Annotated in this window: 9 protein-coding genes; 8 read left to right on the top strand and 1 reads right to left on the bottom strand. The window is 45.3% G+C overall.

The window, feature by feature from the left end:
• Positions 1–194: 194 nt before the first annotated feature.
• The gene (locus tag EJ419_RS03795) at positions 195–1967 is read right to left on the bottom strand and encodes a hypothetical protein (RefSeq protein ID WP_131283764.1); all 1773 of its coding nucleotides are present in this window, start codon (positions 1965–1967) and stop codon (positions 195–197) included.
• Positions 1968–2274: 307 nt separating this feature from the next.
• Between EJ419_RS03795 and EJ419_RS03790 the strand changes: the two genes are divergently transcribed.
• The 8 genes from EJ419_RS03790 (at position 2275) to EJ419_RS03755 (ending at position 16355) form a co-directional block, all read left to right on the top strand.
• Positions 2275–3258 (top strand): ABC transporter permease, encoded by a 984-nt coding sequence (locus tag EJ419_RS03790; protein ID WP_131284199.1) that lies wholly within the window; start codon positions 2275–2277, stop codon positions 3256–3258.
• A 118-nt stretch (positions 3259–3376) separates the two neighbouring features.
• The gene (locus tag EJ419_RS03785) at positions 3377–4288 is read left to right on the top strand and encodes an ABC transporter permease (RefSeq protein ID WP_131284197.1); all 912 of its coding nucleotides are present in this window, start codon (positions 3377–3379) and stop codon (positions 4286–4288) included.
• A 31-nt stretch (positions 4289–4319) separates the two neighbouring features.
• Positions 4320–6410 (top strand): dipeptide ABC transporter ATP-binding protein, encoded by a 2091-nt coding sequence (locus EJ419_RS03780; protein ID WP_131283762.1) that lies wholly within the window; start codon positions 4320–4322, stop codon positions 6408–6410.
• A gap of 96 nt (positions 6411–6506) precedes the next feature.
• On the top strand, positions 6507–8228 hold the full coding sequence (locus tag EJ419_RS03775; protein ID WP_131283760.1) for an ABC transporter family substrate-binding protein: 1722 nt from the start codon (positions 6507–6509) through the stop codon (positions 8226–8228).
• A 706-nt stretch (positions 8229–8934) separates the two neighbouring features.
• Entirely contained in the window at positions 8935–10101 is a 1167-nt protein-coding gene (locus EJ419_RS03770) for an MFS transporter (RefSeq protein ID WP_205668818.1), read from the top strand.
• A gap of 78 nt (positions 10102–10179) precedes the next feature.
• A complete protein-coding gene (locus EJ419_RS03765; protein ID WP_131283758.1) occupies positions 10180–11523 on the top strand; it encodes a glycoside hydrolase family 30 protein in 1344 nt (447 codons plus the stop codon).
• A 360-nt stretch (positions 11524–11883) separates the two neighbouring features.
• On the top strand, positions 11884–13995 hold the full coding sequence (locus EJ419_RS03760; RefSeq protein ID WP_131283756.1) for a beta-galactosidase: 2112 nt from the start codon (positions 11884–11886) through the stop codon (positions 13993–13995).
• Between the two features lie 113 nt (positions 13996–14108).
• The gene (locus EJ419_RS03755; protein WP_131283753.1) at positions 14109–16355 is read left to right on the top strand and encodes an exo-alpha-(1->6)-L-arabinopyranosidase; all 2247 of its coding nucleotides are present in this window, start codon (positions 14109–14111) and stop codon (positions 16353–16355) included.
• Positions 16356–16402: the final 47 nt, after the last annotated feature.

Below are 16402 nucleotides of genomic sequence, written 5' to 3'. Positions count from 1 at the left end.
TTATCGCAGTGTGCGTGGCGCTCATCTTGGTTATAACTAATAGTTTGAGCGTTCACAAATGTAGAGTTATATATAGCTGCATAAAAATGGCTCGGTTTGGTCGTAAATGCCAAATCGAGCCATAATCATGCCGTGTTGCAGCTTTGTGAGAGGTGCTGTGACTCAGTACAGCGAGTTCAACACTGTGAGTAGCGCTACTGTTTTCTATACGTTTGCCCGCCGATATTCAGTGTCGTCTGGCCGTTCTTTCCAGAAACGCTGACGTCCGCATTTGAGCATGAACCATTTTGTAAGCATTCCATCGACCAATTAATTTCATTTGGATTTTCCGCATTATCGACAGTTGCACATGAGCCGGTAGACCCATCAGGGAAGGTACATGTTGATGGGTTACCTACCGAATCATCGCTATAGCGCACCGAGCAATCACCGCGCAATGTTACACGAGTAGAGCCGTTAGAATATGTGCCAGCAAATGGTGCGCAAACCCCCGCGATATTCGCGTCCTTTTCCTTTTGAGCATCATCATAAGCCTTCATGGAATTTTGCACAGCAGTCATCGTGTTATTGAGCGTGTCAATTGCCGAGGAATATTGGCTTGATGTGACATTTTTAATATTTTGCGCAATAAGCTGATCAGCGGCATCAATTGCCTTCTTTAAATTAGTACGAGTTGTCTCGTCGGTAACTTTACCATTTGATTGATCGTACAAAGTTTGAGCTTCCTGACGCTTCGACGTTAAATCATTTTTCGCGTTCGACTGGGTCTTTGTAGCCTTTGAATTTTCCACAGCGGTTTTTGCCTTATTAATTGCTGTAGTGTATTCCGTCTGATTATTAACAATCGTATCTGCTTGCTGAGCAATATTTCGTAGCTGAATATCGGATAATGATGCGGTGCATGCGTCTAAATCTTTTTCACTATTAATCGATGCATTTGCCTGATTAATAGCATTCTTTATACGTGTCAGTGTGGATGTATCTTCAACATCGACTGATTGAGTAGACGCCACGCTATTTGTATCATTGACCAATTTTTGCAAATTCGCAGATGACGTCTGAGCAGATTCGCGACTTGAAGTGCATGTTGCGAGAAGTTGCTCATGAGTTTGAGCGTTTGCCATATTTCTGAAGAAAATAGTGAGGCCCACGACGAGTGCAATAACGAGGACGCCTGCGATTCCCCAGATGAGCATGCGTCGGGTGTTACGTGCGGAGGCTTCCTCATCTGAAACCTTGTGCGCATGAGTTCCGTGGCCAGCTCGCGATGCTGATGGAGCAATTGGTTGATCACCTAAATAATCATGTGATTGCGTATCAGCGCTATTATCCGAATCATCCGTTTCTGTGAAATCATCAAGACCTTCAAATCCAGAAACTAATGTTTCCTCACCATCTTCTGAATGTGTGACAGCAGTGTCTGGCAAAACAACCGATGTTTCATCGCTGGTATCGATTGTGCGTGTAGATTCAGCTGATTGGGCTTCTACCTGTGCATTCGCATCTTGCGTATTAGTTTGAGGATTTAATACTGGTTTCCCAGAAATTATGATGGTTTGAGCTGAATCGTCGTTTGTCGCAGATGCGTTATCAGTGTTACTGTGTGAATCCTCGTGTGAAGGAAGCATATCTGCATCGTCTGCAAGTGGGTCGAAAGAAGATGTCGCCTCTGGATCTTGAGAATCGCGATTATCGTTGTACTCTCTGCGCGCTTGTAACGCGCGAGCGGCCTCTTCCTGTTCACGAGCATTAATAGCACGCAAAGCAGTAGACGTACTTTCTGATAATTGAGTTAAAGATTGAGTATTGGCGATGGTTTGCTCATCGGTGAGCTCGAAATCAAATCCATTGAGATTAGGAATATCCCAGCGCTTTTCATTAAGCACGTCCTCACTATCTTCATGGCTTGCAGAATGCGAGTTTGGGTTAAAATTCCCTAAGGATGGAATTGAGTTGTCGTCAGTCATAAGTCTAACTTCCCTGTCCTCTAGTATCGCTGTATTTATGCGCGGATACTCTCATTATGTATTCTGTCAGATAGTTTAGCGTATCGTACGTATGCCATGTCTACCAAATCGCATGTAACACAGGATTTACAACAATCGACTAATATATGTACGAGCAATTGCATGAAACGCATAAAGGATATAATAAATACAGACAAAGTAATCGTGGTGAGAGCTTAAAACAAGCGATGTTTCGCCTGAATTCCATGAATAGGTCTATATTTATTAAACATATGTGTGAAAAGAGCTCATGCCAAAGGGAGGTGTGATGGTTAAGTACTTGGCGAAGCGAGTAGCAAACTACTGCGTTATGCTGTTTGTTGCTATCTCCTTAACGTATTTTCTTGCCAGTGCGTTTATGGACCCACGATCGAACTATATGACTCGCAACCCGCGACCACCTATGGCATCGATTAATCGAGCCCTTGACAATGCAAATATTAATGATCAGACACCTATACTTATTCGGTACTGGCGTTGGCTGACAGGTATCGTAACTCGCTGGGATTGGGGCAAGGCTCCAGATCAGTCTTCTGTTTCAGATGCAATCGTTTCGCGAATGGGAGCATCGTTACAGCTGGTTACTTTGGCAACGATTCTCAGTATCGTTATCGGTGTATCAATTGGTGTATACACAGCAATTCGTCAGTACAAGTGGCAAGACCGTGTGCTTAATTCGATAGCGACATTCCTGTACGTTATTCCTGCTGCAGTATTGGCAGTGGGTGTCGTATTCTTCGCGATTGAAATCAACACTGTAGCTGGAGAGAGATTATTCTTCGTAACGGGATTACACGCGTACCAAGGCGATAATTTCGGAGAATGGTTCGTAGACTTCTTGCAGCATCTCATCCTGCCTACGATTTCTATGACTTTGGGTGGAACAGTTGGATATCATCTGACTCAGCGTACGTATTTGCTTGATGAAATGAATGCGGATTATGTACGTACAGCACGTGCTAAGGGCTTGACTTTGAATAAAGCAATTCGCCGTCATGCGCTTCGTAATTCGCTTATCCCGACGGCACAGTCAGTTGCGTTCTCTATAGCTGGTGTCTTCACAGGCGCAACGATTACTGAATCCGTCTTCGCAATTAATGGCTTGGGTCGTTACTTTGTGACAACCATAAGTCAAAATGACATTAACGGAACTGTAGCAATTGCTGCTTTCTCCGGTGTATGTACTTTGGTCGGCGCGCTTCTTGCTGATATCTTTGCAGCGTGGCTCGATCCTCGTATCCGTTTGAACTAAGCTCGGAAGAAGTATTACGATGGCAGAAACTTTGAATGAAAACGAGCTTGAACTCGCTACAGATAAGACTCTTTCCGACGATGAAAATCGTGCGCAGCGCCTAGGAAATGTAGATGACATGAGCGTCGATGACACGAGCAAGAGTGCGGGGTCGACAGAAATTCACCGTACTGGACGTATGACGTTGTATATTCGACGCTTTATGCGTCGACCTTCAGCGGTTGTCGGCTTGGTCATTTTAGGATTGCTCATTTTGTGGGCAATGTTCGGAAGATTCTTGACTCCATACGATTACTCTAATCTCGACTTTGCAGCATTGGGCGTACCACCTAATGCAGAACATTATTTCGGTACAACTGATGGCGGTGGCGATGTTTACGCCATGGTAGTTCATGGTCTGGGTCGTTCTTTGACAATCGCTTTTATTAGCTCGATTCTGAGTACTATTATCGCCGCAATCTATGGTGTGGGAATTGCTTACTTTGAAGGATTCGTTGAGAAGGCAGGTATGTGGCTTCTTGACATGCTTTTGGTTGTTCCTTCTACATTGCTTATTGCAATTTTGGTGCGTTCTGCAGGCGGTACGTCTGGATGGGCGTGGCTTGTCTTCGGCTTGACCATTTTTGGATGGGTTGGTTTGGCCCGTGTATTGCGCACAGTAACGATGAGTATTCGCGAACGTGACTACGTTCGTGCTGCTAAGTTCATGGGCGTAAAGCCTTTAACTGTTATCGTGCGTCACCTTATTCCGAACTTAGGATCTGTATTGGTAATTAATACCGTTCTTGGTGTGGTATCCACTGTGTCTTCTGAGACTACGTTGTCCTTCCTCGGACTTGGTATTAAGGCACCAGATGTTTCCTTGGGTACTATTTTGAACGAAGGCCAAAGCGTTATCGTGACACAGCCTTGGGTTCTCGCAATCCCAGCTCTTGTCTTAATTATTCTTGCATTCTCTGTACAGCTCATCGGCGATGGCTTGCGTGATGCAATTGATCCATATTCACGTTCCGGCGGTAAGGCCGCTTAACTAGAGCGAATCTGATAAAGGAAATATAAACATGGACGGCTTTAGAAAAACAGTTGATACCAATGAAACCGTGCTCAAGGTTCGCGATTTAACCGTAAACTTTGCATCGGAAGCTGGAACTGTACACGCAGTACGAGGCATTAACTTCGATCTCAAGAAGGGTAAAATTCTTGGCATTGTAGGCGAGTCTGGTTCGGGTAAATCAGTAACCTCAATGGCAATTATGGGGCTTCTTGATAAGAATGCTGCGGTCGAAGGTACTATCGAATTTGATGGCGAGAATCTGCTCGAGAAGAGCGATGCGCAGATGAGTAAGTTACGTGGTAAGCGCATTGCGATGATTTTCCAAGATCCATTATCGGCGTTAACTCCTGTGTACACCATTGGTGATCAGATTCGCGAGGCTTTGGTTACTCATAACCCAGATATGACGAATGAGCAAGTCCACAAGCGTTCGATCGAATTGCTTGAAATGGTTGGCATCCCTAATGCTGAGCAGCGTTTGCAGTCATTCCCTCATCACTTCTCAGGTGGTATGCGTCAGCGAGTGGTCATTGCTATGGCAATTGCTAATGATCCAGACGTCATCATTGCTGATGAGCCTACAACAGCACTTGATGTAACAATTCAGGCGCAAATTTTGGATGTATTGCGTAAAGCTCAGAAAGAAACTGGTGCTGCACTTATCTTTATTACCCACGATTTGGGTGTAGTAGCTTCCATCGCTGATGACATCATCGTTATGTATGCTGGACGTCCTGTAGAGCAGGCACATGTTGATGATATCTTCTATCGTCCAGTGATGCCATATACTATGGGTCTTCTTGGCGCAGTGCCTCGACCAGATCAGGCAAAGTCATCACGCTTGGTACCGATTCCAGGTTCTCCAACAAATTTGGTGAATCTACCAAAGGGATGTTCGTTTGCTGAAAGATGCCCGATTGCTACTGATATTTGTCGTGAAACTGAACCAGACTTGCTTGATCTGGCAGGTCGTACGGATCAGCGAGTAGCATGCCATAGAAGCGATGAAATCATTGCTCAGAACCTGACTTTCCGTGAAGTCTATGGTGTTGAAGAGTCAGTCCCATCCATCTTTGAAGGTATTGCACGTGAAGATCGTCAAATGGTCTTGTCTGCTGAAAATATTACTAAGACCTTCACAGTAAATGGTGGTGGATTCTTCCGTCGAAATATCGGTAAGGTTTATGCAGTTAACGATGTGACGATTCACATTCGCGAAGGAGAGACCATTGCTTTGGTAGGTGAGTCCGGTTCTGGAAAGTCCACGACTTTGCTGCAGATTATGAATTTGCAAGCTCCAGAAACTGGAAAGATTGAGCTTTTTGGAGAGGATGTAGCTGGAAAACTCAGTCGCAAGGAGCGTCAACTCCTTCATGAGAAGGTACAGTACGTATTCCAAGATCCTATGAGCTCGCTTGATCCGCGTTTACCTATTTACGACATTCTTGCTGAACCGTTGAAGGTTATCGGCATGAATCGCGAGCAAATTAACAAGCGTATTGCTGAACTGATGGAACTCGTTGGTCTCAAGCCTGACCAAGTGGACCGATTCCCTAACCAGTTCTCTGGTGGACAGCGTCAGCGTATTGCTATTGCGCGTGCGCTTGCAGTGAACCCACGTTTGATTTTGCTAGATGAGCCAGTGTCTGCTCTCGACGTGTCTATTCAGGCGGGTGTTTTGAATCTGCTTGAGGACTTGCAGAACAATTTGGGCGTCGCGTACCTCTTTGTCGCTCACAATCTGTCGGTTGTACGTCATTTGGCATCACGTGTAGCAGTTATGTATTTGGGTCATATCGTCGAATCTGGTGAAATTAGCGAGGTTTTCGACAACCCAATGCACCCGTATACGAAGGCGCTTCTCAGTGCTGTTCCTGTACCGGATCCACAGTATGAGCGTGGACGCGAACGCATTATCCTTGATGGCGACTTGCCTAGCCCAACTGAAGAGATTAAGGGATGCGCATTCGTGTCAAGGTGTCCTCTGTATAAGCAATTGAGTCCAGAACAGCAAAAGAAATGTGAAACTGTTCGCCCAGTGTCCGAAAAGCGGAACACTGACCACACTGTGGCATGCCATTGGGCTACTATGGCTTAATAGAGTAATCTTTACTTTTATCCAATGATGGACGCAATAGCGAAACTGTTGCGTCCGTTGGTTATTATGGATTTATCTCAATTCATAAGGAGAGAAATGAAAATTCAGGGAATGAAGAAGCTCGCTTCTGCAACCGCTGCAGTTGCTGCTTTGGCTCTCGCTCTCGCAGGTTGCGGCGCTAATAGCGCTAATCAAGCTGTAGGTAGCGAAGAACCAGCATCAGGTTTCGAATCTGATTACCAGGGTGCTTATCCAATGCCAAGCAAGGCAAAGGCATATGACAATGAGCAGTCCCGTGACAATATCAAGGATGGCGGTACCTTCACACTCGCTACCACGTACACCCCAAACTGGAACTACATGTCTGTAGATGGTAACACCGGTTACATGGGCGAATTGTGGGGCTGGTATATGCCAAGCCTCGTATCCTTCGACCTCAAGGGCAACTTGACGTGGAACAAGGATTACATCACAAATGCTGAAGTAACCAACCAAGACCCACTGACTGTTACCTACACCATTAATGACAAGGCAAAGTGGAACGACGGTACTGATATCGACTGGACCGCTTTCGAGTCTACATGGAAGGTTATGAACGGACAGGACTCCGCATATACTCCTGCAAGCACTGAAGGTTATGATTCTGTAGCATCTGTAACTCAGGGTGCCAATGCTAAGCAAGCAGTGGTGACATATTCTAAGCCATTCTATCCATGGCAGAGCGTCTTCACTGGTTTCTATCCTCCTCAGGCTCTTGATCACGACGTTTATACCTCCGGCTGGACTGATAATCCTCACTCTGAGTGGGGTGCAGGTCCATTCAAGGTACAGTCGGCAGATAAGGATTCTGTAACCTTCGTACGCAACGAAAACTGGTGGGGCGACACAGCGAAGCTCGACAAGATTGTATACAAGTACATGGAGCCAACAGCTGAGCTCAATGCTTTTAAGAACGGTGAACTTGATCAGGTGAAGTTTGCTTCCAATAATTCTTTGCAGACAATCAAGTCCCGTAAGGATATCCAAATTCGTCTTGGCTATGGCTCTCAGACCAACGTTCTTACCTTCAACGGCCAGAGCGATGCATTGAAGGATGAAGCTGTACGTAAGGCTCTCGTACAGGCATTCGATCGCGATACCTTCATGAAGGTTCACTTCCAGGGTCTCAATTGGAAGCCAGAAACACCAGGCTCCGAAGTATTCCCTGTATACCAGGAAGGTTATGAGAACAATCTTCCAGAAGAGGGCAACAAGCTTGATGTTGATGGAGCAAAGAAGACCCTTGAAGATGCTGGCTACAAGATGGGCTCTGATGGCTACTATGCAAAGGATGGAAAGACTCTCGAAGTTCGCTACACATACTTCGGTGATGCTTCTATCAGCACCAATATGGCAAAGGCTCTTGCACAGATGTGGAAGGATGCTGGTATCAAGATCAACCTCGATAACCGCGACTCCTCCAAGTTCGCTGACACTGTAAATAGTCACGATTATGAGATTCTGCCAATGGCTTGGTCTCAAACCTCGCCATATGGTCAGAACAATATGTATCAGCTTTATGGTTCCGATTCAGAGTCTAACTACACCTTCGTTGGAAATTCTGAGATTGATGAGCTAACTCACGTACCAGGAACTATCGAAGATCAGCTTGAAGCTGTGAAGGCAGCTAATAAGGCTGAAAAGGCAGCACTTGCTCTCTTCGGCACTATTCCTCTGGATCTTCCACCAAACTTCGTAGCTGTAAAGACAGGTTTGGCAAACTGGGGTCCTGCAGGTTTCAAGACTCAGCCTCCTCAGAACGTTGGTTGGCAGAAGTAAGTTTAGTTGACGAATACACGAATACTCATAGTATGACTCGTCGCTAGACTGACGAACTGTAAACTATTAAAGATCGCGTAACTGCATTATGTAGGATACGCGATCTTTTTTATTGCTTGAGTGGGAAATGCTAGTTGATGACGAGTTGATAAAGCGGCGAGTGAGTAAGTGTATTGGTGCGGATGGCGTTAGTTGGAAGAGGACCTGTAAAGGCTGATATGAAATTCCCATTGATATGGCTAGTGGCGATTAGAATTTTCCGAATTTTTTGCAGCTTGTACTTGATATAAGCGGGCAACAGCGAGGTAGAAACGATATAAAGAGTTCAACATGCAAAAAATAATTGGGGAGTAATGTGTCCAGCAAATTTTAACGAGAATAATTGAAGATGATGTGTACGTGACACGCCTATAAATCCAGTGATTTCCGCATCTTAGACACGTTAGTTAAACGATTTAACAAACTGTGCTACACTAGTTTTTGTTAAATAGAGTTTTCAATCTTGAATTTCTGTGTTACAGTATATTGAGGAATGTGAACGTTCACATTTAACAACACACTCATAGTTTGTTAATGGAGACCCGTCAAAGGAGATATACATGAGTGACGAAACTACAGTAGTTTCTCAGGGGACTACCCCACAGGAAAGTCTAAAGTCTGTTGATCGCTGGCGCTACTACATCGCATTCTTGCTTTTTGCATTGCTATGGATGGGTGGTCTGGCTATTATTCTGCATCCCTGCTCCCTCAGCACTTGCGCGATGTTCTTGGCGATCCGAAGGCGGCTACAGCAGCATTCACTGCATTGAATTCCGTGACTGCATTCGCATCTTTAATTTCTAACCTTCTCTTCGGTAATTTCTCAGATCGTACACGCTCCCGTTTTGGTCGTCGTACGCCGTGGATTGTGGGCGGAAGCATCGTTGGTGGTGTATCGCTCTTCCTGACAGGTGCTTTCGATAATCCATGGGTTATCGGTTTCTGGTACTGCGTCTGCATGTTCGGCTTGAATGCAATGATTGCGCCAATTATCGCTGCGCTTTCCGATCGTGTCCCAGATAATATGCGCGCTTCAATGTCCGCATTCATGGCATTAGGTACTACTGTTGGTCAGTCTCTCGGTGTTATTATCGCAAAGTTCTTCATCGGAAATACCTTCCCAGGATTCCTTATTGCAGGTATTTTGATGGGTATCTCTGGTGTGGTAGCTGTTCTTGTATGGCCACGCGAAGAATCTGCAGAAAATCTTCCTAAGGTAGAAGCTGGCTTCTCTGAGCTTCTTAAATCATTCATCCCACCTATTAAGAACTCTCGCGATTTCTGGCTTGCATTCCTTGGCCGTACCTTCCTTATCTTCGGCTACTACATGATTCTTAACTATCAGCTTTATATCCTTCAGGATTATATGGGCTTCGACAAGGATCATGCAGCAACAACTATGGCATTCATGTCCACTCTTATGATGGTGGCAGGTCTTGTCGGCTCTCTTGGTTCTGGATTCATTTCCGATAAGATTGGCCGTCGCAAGCTTCCAGTAGCAGCGGCATCCATCTGCATGGCTATCGGTTACGTACTTCCATGGGTATTTAAGACCGAGTGGTCTATGTATGGATTTGCGATTCTCGCTGCATTTGGTTACGCAATTTATGGTGCAGTTGACCAAGCTCTTAATATTGACGTTCTTCCAAACCCAGAGGAAGCAGGTAAGGATTTGGGTATCCTCAACATTGCTACAACTCTCGGTCAGATGGTCGGACCAATCATCACGGGTATTCTCGTACTTCGCGTGGGATACAACATGGTATTCCCAGTGGCAATTGCTTTCTCCGTAGTAGCAGTCGTATTCTTCTATATGATTCGCTCTACTAAGTAAAAGCATTGTAATTATTGGGTACGGCCCAACTTTCGGGTCGTACCCTCATGAATAAACGTATTTGCAAAGGTGCATGCAATGACTACATGGATTTCAACAACTCAAGATGAAAAGTTCATTGAGCAAGAAGTTGAAGCGACTAATCGCACAAATTCTGAAGATTTACAATTAACAGGTGAAAAATTCCAAGCGTTACGAGGATTTGGCGGTTGCTTCAATGAACTTGGTTACCAAGCATTAACAGAGATCGCTAGTGAAGAAGATGCAGAACAGGTCTTTAAAGAGCTCTTCGATCCTTCTGAGATGAATTTTGTGTTTAATCGTGCTCCAGTGGGTGCAAACGATTTTTCGCTTAATTGGTATAGCTATGACGAAACAGATGGCGATCTTGAACTCGAGGACTTCAGCATCGAACGCGATGAAAAGACATTGATCCCGTACATTCAGCGAGCTCAGAAATATCAGCCTGATTTGAAGCTCTTCTCAAGCCCGTGGTCACCGCCAACGTGGATGAAGTTCCCAAAGGTCTATAACTTTGGGCGTTTGGTGATGGAGCCAGAAAATTTGCAGGCATACGCGAATTATTTCGTGAAGTATGTACGTGCGTACGCAGAACATGGAATTAAGGTAACGCATCTCTTCCCACAAAATGAAGTATTTGCTGATCAAAAATTCCCTAGTTGCCTGTATAGCAGCGAAGATATGAAAGTCTTTGTCCGTGATTATCTTGGACCAACTTTCGAGCGTGAAGGTTTGGATACCCAAATCTGCCTTGGAACTCTCAATGGTCCAGAGGAAATGGCGTTTACTGGTGTGGGTTATGGCATGCGCATGGATAACTACAACCGTTGGGTAGATGACATCCTCTTTGACGATGAGGCTCGTAAGTATATCAAGGGTATCGGCTACCAGTGGGCGGGGCGTGATGCTGTACAGCGTACGCATGAATCGTGGCCTGAACTTGAGATTTTCCAAACTGAATCCGAATGTGGTAATGGCGAAAATGCATGGGATTATGCGGAATACATTTTCCACTTGATTAACCATTACTTGCGAAATGGTGCAACGACTTATACGTATTGGAATATGGTTTTGACAGAAGTTGTCTCTACATGGGGATGGATGCAAAATTCGCTCTTCTCTGTCGATTCCAAGACGGGTGAAATTACGCGAAATCCTGAATACTATGTTATGAAGCATTTTGCAAAGTATGTCAAGCCAGGTGCACGAGTTTTGGGCACAAGTGGTCATTTTAACTCTATGGCAATCGCTTTTGAGAATGTAGATGGCACAGTGGTCGTTGTTGCGCAAAATGCGTTGAACAAGGATATGCCGTTTACGTTCGCGAATCCGGATAAGCCACAGCAGGGTATAGACGTAGTACTCAAGGCTCGCTCGTTCAATACCTTCATCTTGGACTAGCTCCTTAAAGATTGAAGTTTAAAGGCTGGAGTCTAAAGTCTAAAATTTAACAATGAAACGCATAAGTTCTACGATTTCGCAAAGTTTTTTGCAATTCGTTCCATGGGTGGAGAACTCATTAAACACTAAGTTCTCGTTGTGAAACTGAAACTTATGCGACACATGAGAAGAATGTCGCTCGCCTAAAACACTTGGAAAGCCTGGCATGAGAGCTCAAAGTAAACATGCAAGCTACCCCTCTCCAAGAGTTTTGGGCGATGCGATGTGACTCGAGTGCAACGATTTCTCCCTGCGTATCAATGGGATGAGTTACAAAAAATATACGGAAAATCAAGAAATTTAAAAAGTAAGGACACTGACATGGCACAGACTCAAGTAGATAAGTTCCTCTTTGGTGCAGCATATTACGATGAATATATTCTTCCTCATAACCTTGAACGTATCGACAAAGATTTTGAGATGATGCGTGAAGCAGGAATGAACGTTATCCGTATCGCTGAATTTACATGGAGCACGGAGGAGCCAGAACCAGGTGTCTTTAATTTTGCTCATGTAGATCGTGCTCTTGAAGCGGCTCAGAAGTATAACATTAAGGTAATTATCGGTACTCCTACAGCTGCTGTGCCAAGCTGGCTTGTAGAGCTCGACCCACACGTTTTAGCTGTACAGGATGGTTCAGGTCAGGCAAAGTATGGCGCTCGCCAGAATATGGATATCGTTAACGGCACATATCGTTTCTATGCTGAACGCATTATTCGAAAGCTTATTTCTCATACAGCATCGCATCCACAGGTCATTGGTTTCCAAGTGGATAACGAAACGAAATATTACGATTCATGCAGCCCTGATATGCAAAAGCTGTTCGTCCAGTCGCTGCGCAAGCGTTTCCATAATTCGACTGATGAACTCAATCGTGCATTTGGCTTAGACTATTGGTCAAACCGAGTGGATGCGTGGGATAATTTCCCAGACGTATCCGGCTCTATTAATCAATCGCTACGCGGTGCTTTCGACGAATTCCGTCGTGGTGTCGTCACTGAGTTCCTCGCATGGCAAGCATCTATCGTGCGTGAATACATGCGAGATGATCAGTTCATTACTCAAAACTTTGATTATGAGTGGCGTGGCTATTCGTATGGCGTGCAGCCTGCCGTCAATCATTTTGAGGCGGGTAAGGCTCTCGATATCTCTGGTGTGGATATTTATCACCCAACTGAGGAACATCTCACGGGCAAGGAAATCGGCTTTGGTGGCGACGTTGCTCGAAGTGTGAAGGATGGACGTAACTTCATCGTTCTTGAAACTGAAGCTCAAGGACAGCATGGCTGGCTTCCATACGCTGGTCAGCTTCGTTTGCAGGCATATTCTCATGTAGCAAATGGTGCTGATGGTGTTATGTATTGGCATTGGCATTCGATCCATAATTCGTTTGAAACATATTGGAAGGGCGTTCTTTCCCACGATTTCGAGAAGAACCCTACATATGAAGAAGCAGGGATTTTCGGCCGCGAAATGCAGTCTGATGAGATTGGCGGACGTTTGCTTCATGGTAAGAAGAACAATCGTGTTGCGATTATGGTTTCTAATGAAGCCTTGAGTGCGCTTAATTGGTTCAATATCGAATCAGGCTTCCCATTTGGCGGAAATACACAGTATAACGATGTTGTTCGTCGATTCTACGATGCGCTCTTCGAGCTGAATGTAGAAACAGATATTATTCCTGTTAATGCTGAACTTGAACGTATTGCTCGCTACGATATGGTTCTTACTCCAGCGCTTTACGTTGCTCCTCAGAACACTATTGATAACTTGCGTGAATATGTGGCACAAGGTGGTCATTTGGTCTCTACATTGCGTTCGTTCGTTACGGATGAGAATACCAAGGTATGGCAAGACCGTGCGCCTCATGATTTAACTGATGTGTTTGGCGTTACCTATAATCAGTTCACCAGACCTGATGGTGTTGTGACAGTATCAGGGTCTGTGGCTGAAACTTTCAATGCAGAAGCACTTATTGAATTATTGAAGGCTACAGATGACGATGTTGAGGTTCTCGGATCGTATGATCATTACGCATGGGATTCATACGCAGCAGTGACACGTCATTCATTTGGCAAGGGTGATGCACAATACATTGCAACTCTTCCAAGTGCTCAGGCAACTCGCGAAATTCTTCGAGAAGCAATTGAACACGCTGGAATTACTTCTGTAGGTTTGCCTTTGTCAGGACAGGTGAGTGTGCGTCAAACTGTTACTCCAGAGGGAAAGACTGCAACATATCTGTTTAATTACTCTGCTGAGTCGGTTACTTTTACTTCTCCAGTATCCGGTGAAGTTCTCGTTGCGCCAGAAATTATCGGGCAGGACGGAAAACTTGCTGGAGAAAAAGCTCCTCTTGCAAAGGGAAGCGTTATCGTACAAGGAGATGAGATTACTATCGGTCGCTGGAATGTGGCAGTAATTCTTGGGTAATTGGATAAATAGTAGAAGTATTTATTCTGATAATCGAATAAAATAAGCAGTAAGAGTGAGCGGGCGTATTTTTTTACGAACGCTCACGCATTTTCACATAATGGAGAGATCTTATGGTCGATGTACACGATTTAACACTTGAAGAAAAGGCTTCCCTAACATCAGGTGGCGATGCTTGGCATTTCCAGCCTATTGAGCGCTTGGGCGTACCGGGATACATGCTTACGGATGGTCCTCACGGTTTGCGTAAGGAAAATTCTGAGGTTGCAGCTCTCGATATGAAGAATACTGTACCAGCGACGTGCTTCCCGCCAGCTGCAGGTATGTCTAGCTCATGGAATCCACAGCTTGTACGCGAAGTTGGCGTTGCTATGGGTGAAGAGTGCATTCAGGAAGATGTAGCTGTTATCTTGGGTCCTGGCGTTAATATTAAGCGCAATCCACTGGGCGGACGATCTTTCGAATACTGGTCAGAAGACCCATATCTTGCTGGACATGAAGCAATTGGCATCGTAGAAGGTGTGCAGTCGCAAGGAATTGGTACATCACTCAAGCATTACGCAGCAAATAACCAGGAAACTGACCGCTTGCGTATCAATGCGCGAATTTCCGAACGTGCACTGCGAGAGATTTATTTGCCAGCGTTTGAGCACATCGTCAAAACAGCTCAGCCATGGACGATTATGTGCGCATACAATCAGCTTAATGGCGCTTTCGGTTCTGAAAATCACCACTTGTTGACTGAAATTTTGCGCGATGAATGGGGCTTCGAAGGTATCGTCATGAGTGACTGGGGTGCCGTTCATGACCGCGTAGCTTCACTTAATGGCGGATTGAATCTTGAAATGCCTCCAAGCTATACCGATGATGAGGTGGTCGTCGCTGTTAAAGATGGTCGCTTGGACGAAAAGCAGCTGGATAAGATGGCTCAGGGCATGCTTGATTTGGCTGAAAAAGCACGTGAAGCTATGGAACGCGAAGGCTTTGTCTTTGATAAAGAGACTCACCATGCGATTGCTCGTCGTGCTGCTCAGGAATCAATCGTAATGCTCAAGAATGAGAATGGATTACTTCCTTTTGCTGGAACGACTAAAGTGGCTGTAATCGGTGAATTCGCGCGTACTCCACGTTATCAGGGTGGCGGTTCTTCGCATATCCACCCAACAAAGATGACATCCTTGCTTGACGCGCTAGAAGAACGCGGTACAGACTTCGTCTTTGCACCTGGGTTTACTTTGGATCGTTCTGAACAAACTTCTGAACTCACTGATGCTGCGGTAGAAGCGGCGCGTAATGCTGACGTGGTCGTGTTTACTATGGGTCTTCCTGAAGAGGAAGAATCCGAAGGCTTTGATCGTACTCATTTGGATATGCCAGCAAAGCAGTTAGAGTTGCTCTCACGCGTAGCTGAGGTCAATCCAAACGTTGTAGCTGTACTGTCCAACGGTTCAGCAGTTCAAATGAATCCATGGCAAGATGATACGCGTGCAATCCTTGAGACGTGGCTACTTGGCCAAGCAGGTGGATCTGCAGTAGCAGATATTCTCTTTGGCGATGCAAATCCATCGGGCAAGCTTGCGCAATCCTTCCCGCTTGATATTAAGGACGATCCATCCATGGTCAACTGGCCTGGTGGCGACAGAATCGTTGACTATGGTGAGGGAGTTTTCGTAGGATATCGTTACTACGATACTTTCGATGTTGATGTGGCTTATCCATTTGGATTTGGTTTGAGCTATTCCACGTTTAAGGTGTCTGATGTTCGTGTAGAAGCAACTGGTGATACCTCTGCTCGCGTAACCGCACGAGTAACGAATACCTCGGATGTGGATGGAGCTGAAGTCGTTCAGGTGTATGTCAATCCTGCATCTGAGACTCCGGTAGAACGCCCTATTCACGAGCTTAAAGGATTTGTCAAGGTGTTCGTTCCTGCTGGCGAATCTGTTGATGTACGTGTTGATTTGGACGATCGTGCCTTCGCATACTGGTCAGAAAAGGACGGCGGCTGGCGCGTAGTCCCTGGCGAATATGGCGTAGAAGTTGCTACCTCATCTCGTGATATTGTTTCACGTGAAACCGTGACCTTGATTGGTGACGGCTTCTATGAAGAGCTCAACGAGTGGTCGAATTATGGCGAATTTAAGAAGGACCCATACGGCGCATTGGCAGTTGAACACATGCTTGAGAAGGGACGTACAGGTGAATTACCTGCTATCCCAGAAGACAATTTGGGTGTGCAACTCTTCTTGGAAACTATGCCAATCAACTCTATGCCAGTGCTCTTTGGCAAGGATGGAAAGCGATTGACTCAATTCCTTCTTGATGATTATGCAGCAGAGCGCGAACGTCTGGGTAAGTAAGCTTGCGTGTAAGCTTGCGTGTAAGCTTGCATGTAAGGTGCAAGAAG

The organism is Alloscardovia theropitheci (assembly GCF_004332295.1).
GTDB lineage: Bacteria > Actinomycetota > Actinomycetes > Actinomycetales > Bifidobacteriaceae > Alloscardovia > Alloscardovia theropitheci.
This window is presented reverse-complemented; position numbering and strand designations above follow the sequence as displayed.

Coding starts and splice junctions, on each gene's coding strand:
- EJ419_RS03755 (WP_131283753.1), top strand. CDS start 14,109: ATGGTCGATGTACACGATTTAACACTTGAAGAAAAGGCTTCCCTAACA.
- EJ419_RS03775 (WP_131283760.1), top strand. CDS start 6,507: ATGAAAATTCAGGGAATGAAGAAGCTCGCTTCTGCAACCGCTGCAGTT.
- EJ419_RS03780 (WP_131283762.1), top strand. CDS start 4,320: ATGGACGGCTTTAGAAAAACAGTTGATACCAATGAAACCGTGCTCAAG.
- EJ419_RS03790 (WP_131284199.1), top strand. CDS start 2,275: ATGGTTAAGTACTTGGCGAAGCGAGTAGCAAACTACTGCGTTATGCTG.
- EJ419_RS03765 (WP_131283758.1), top strand. CDS start 10,180: ATGACTACATGGATTTCAACAACTCAAGATGAAAAGTTCATTGAGCAA.
- EJ419_RS03770 (WP_205668818.1), top strand. CDS start 8,935: ATGGATGGGTGGTCTGGCTATTATTCTGCATCCCTGCTCCCTCAGCAC.
- EJ419_RS03785 (WP_131284197.1), top strand. CDS start 3,377: ATGAGCGTCGATGACACGAGCAAGAGTGCGGGGTCGACAGAAATTCAC.
- EJ419_RS03795 (WP_131283764.1), bottom strand. CDS start 1,967: ATGACTGACGACAACTCAATTCCATCCTTAGGGAATTTTAACCCAAAC.
- EJ419_RS03760 (WP_131283756.1), top strand. CDS start 11,884: ATGGCACAGACTCAAGTAGATAAGTTCCTCTTTGGTGCAGCATATTAC.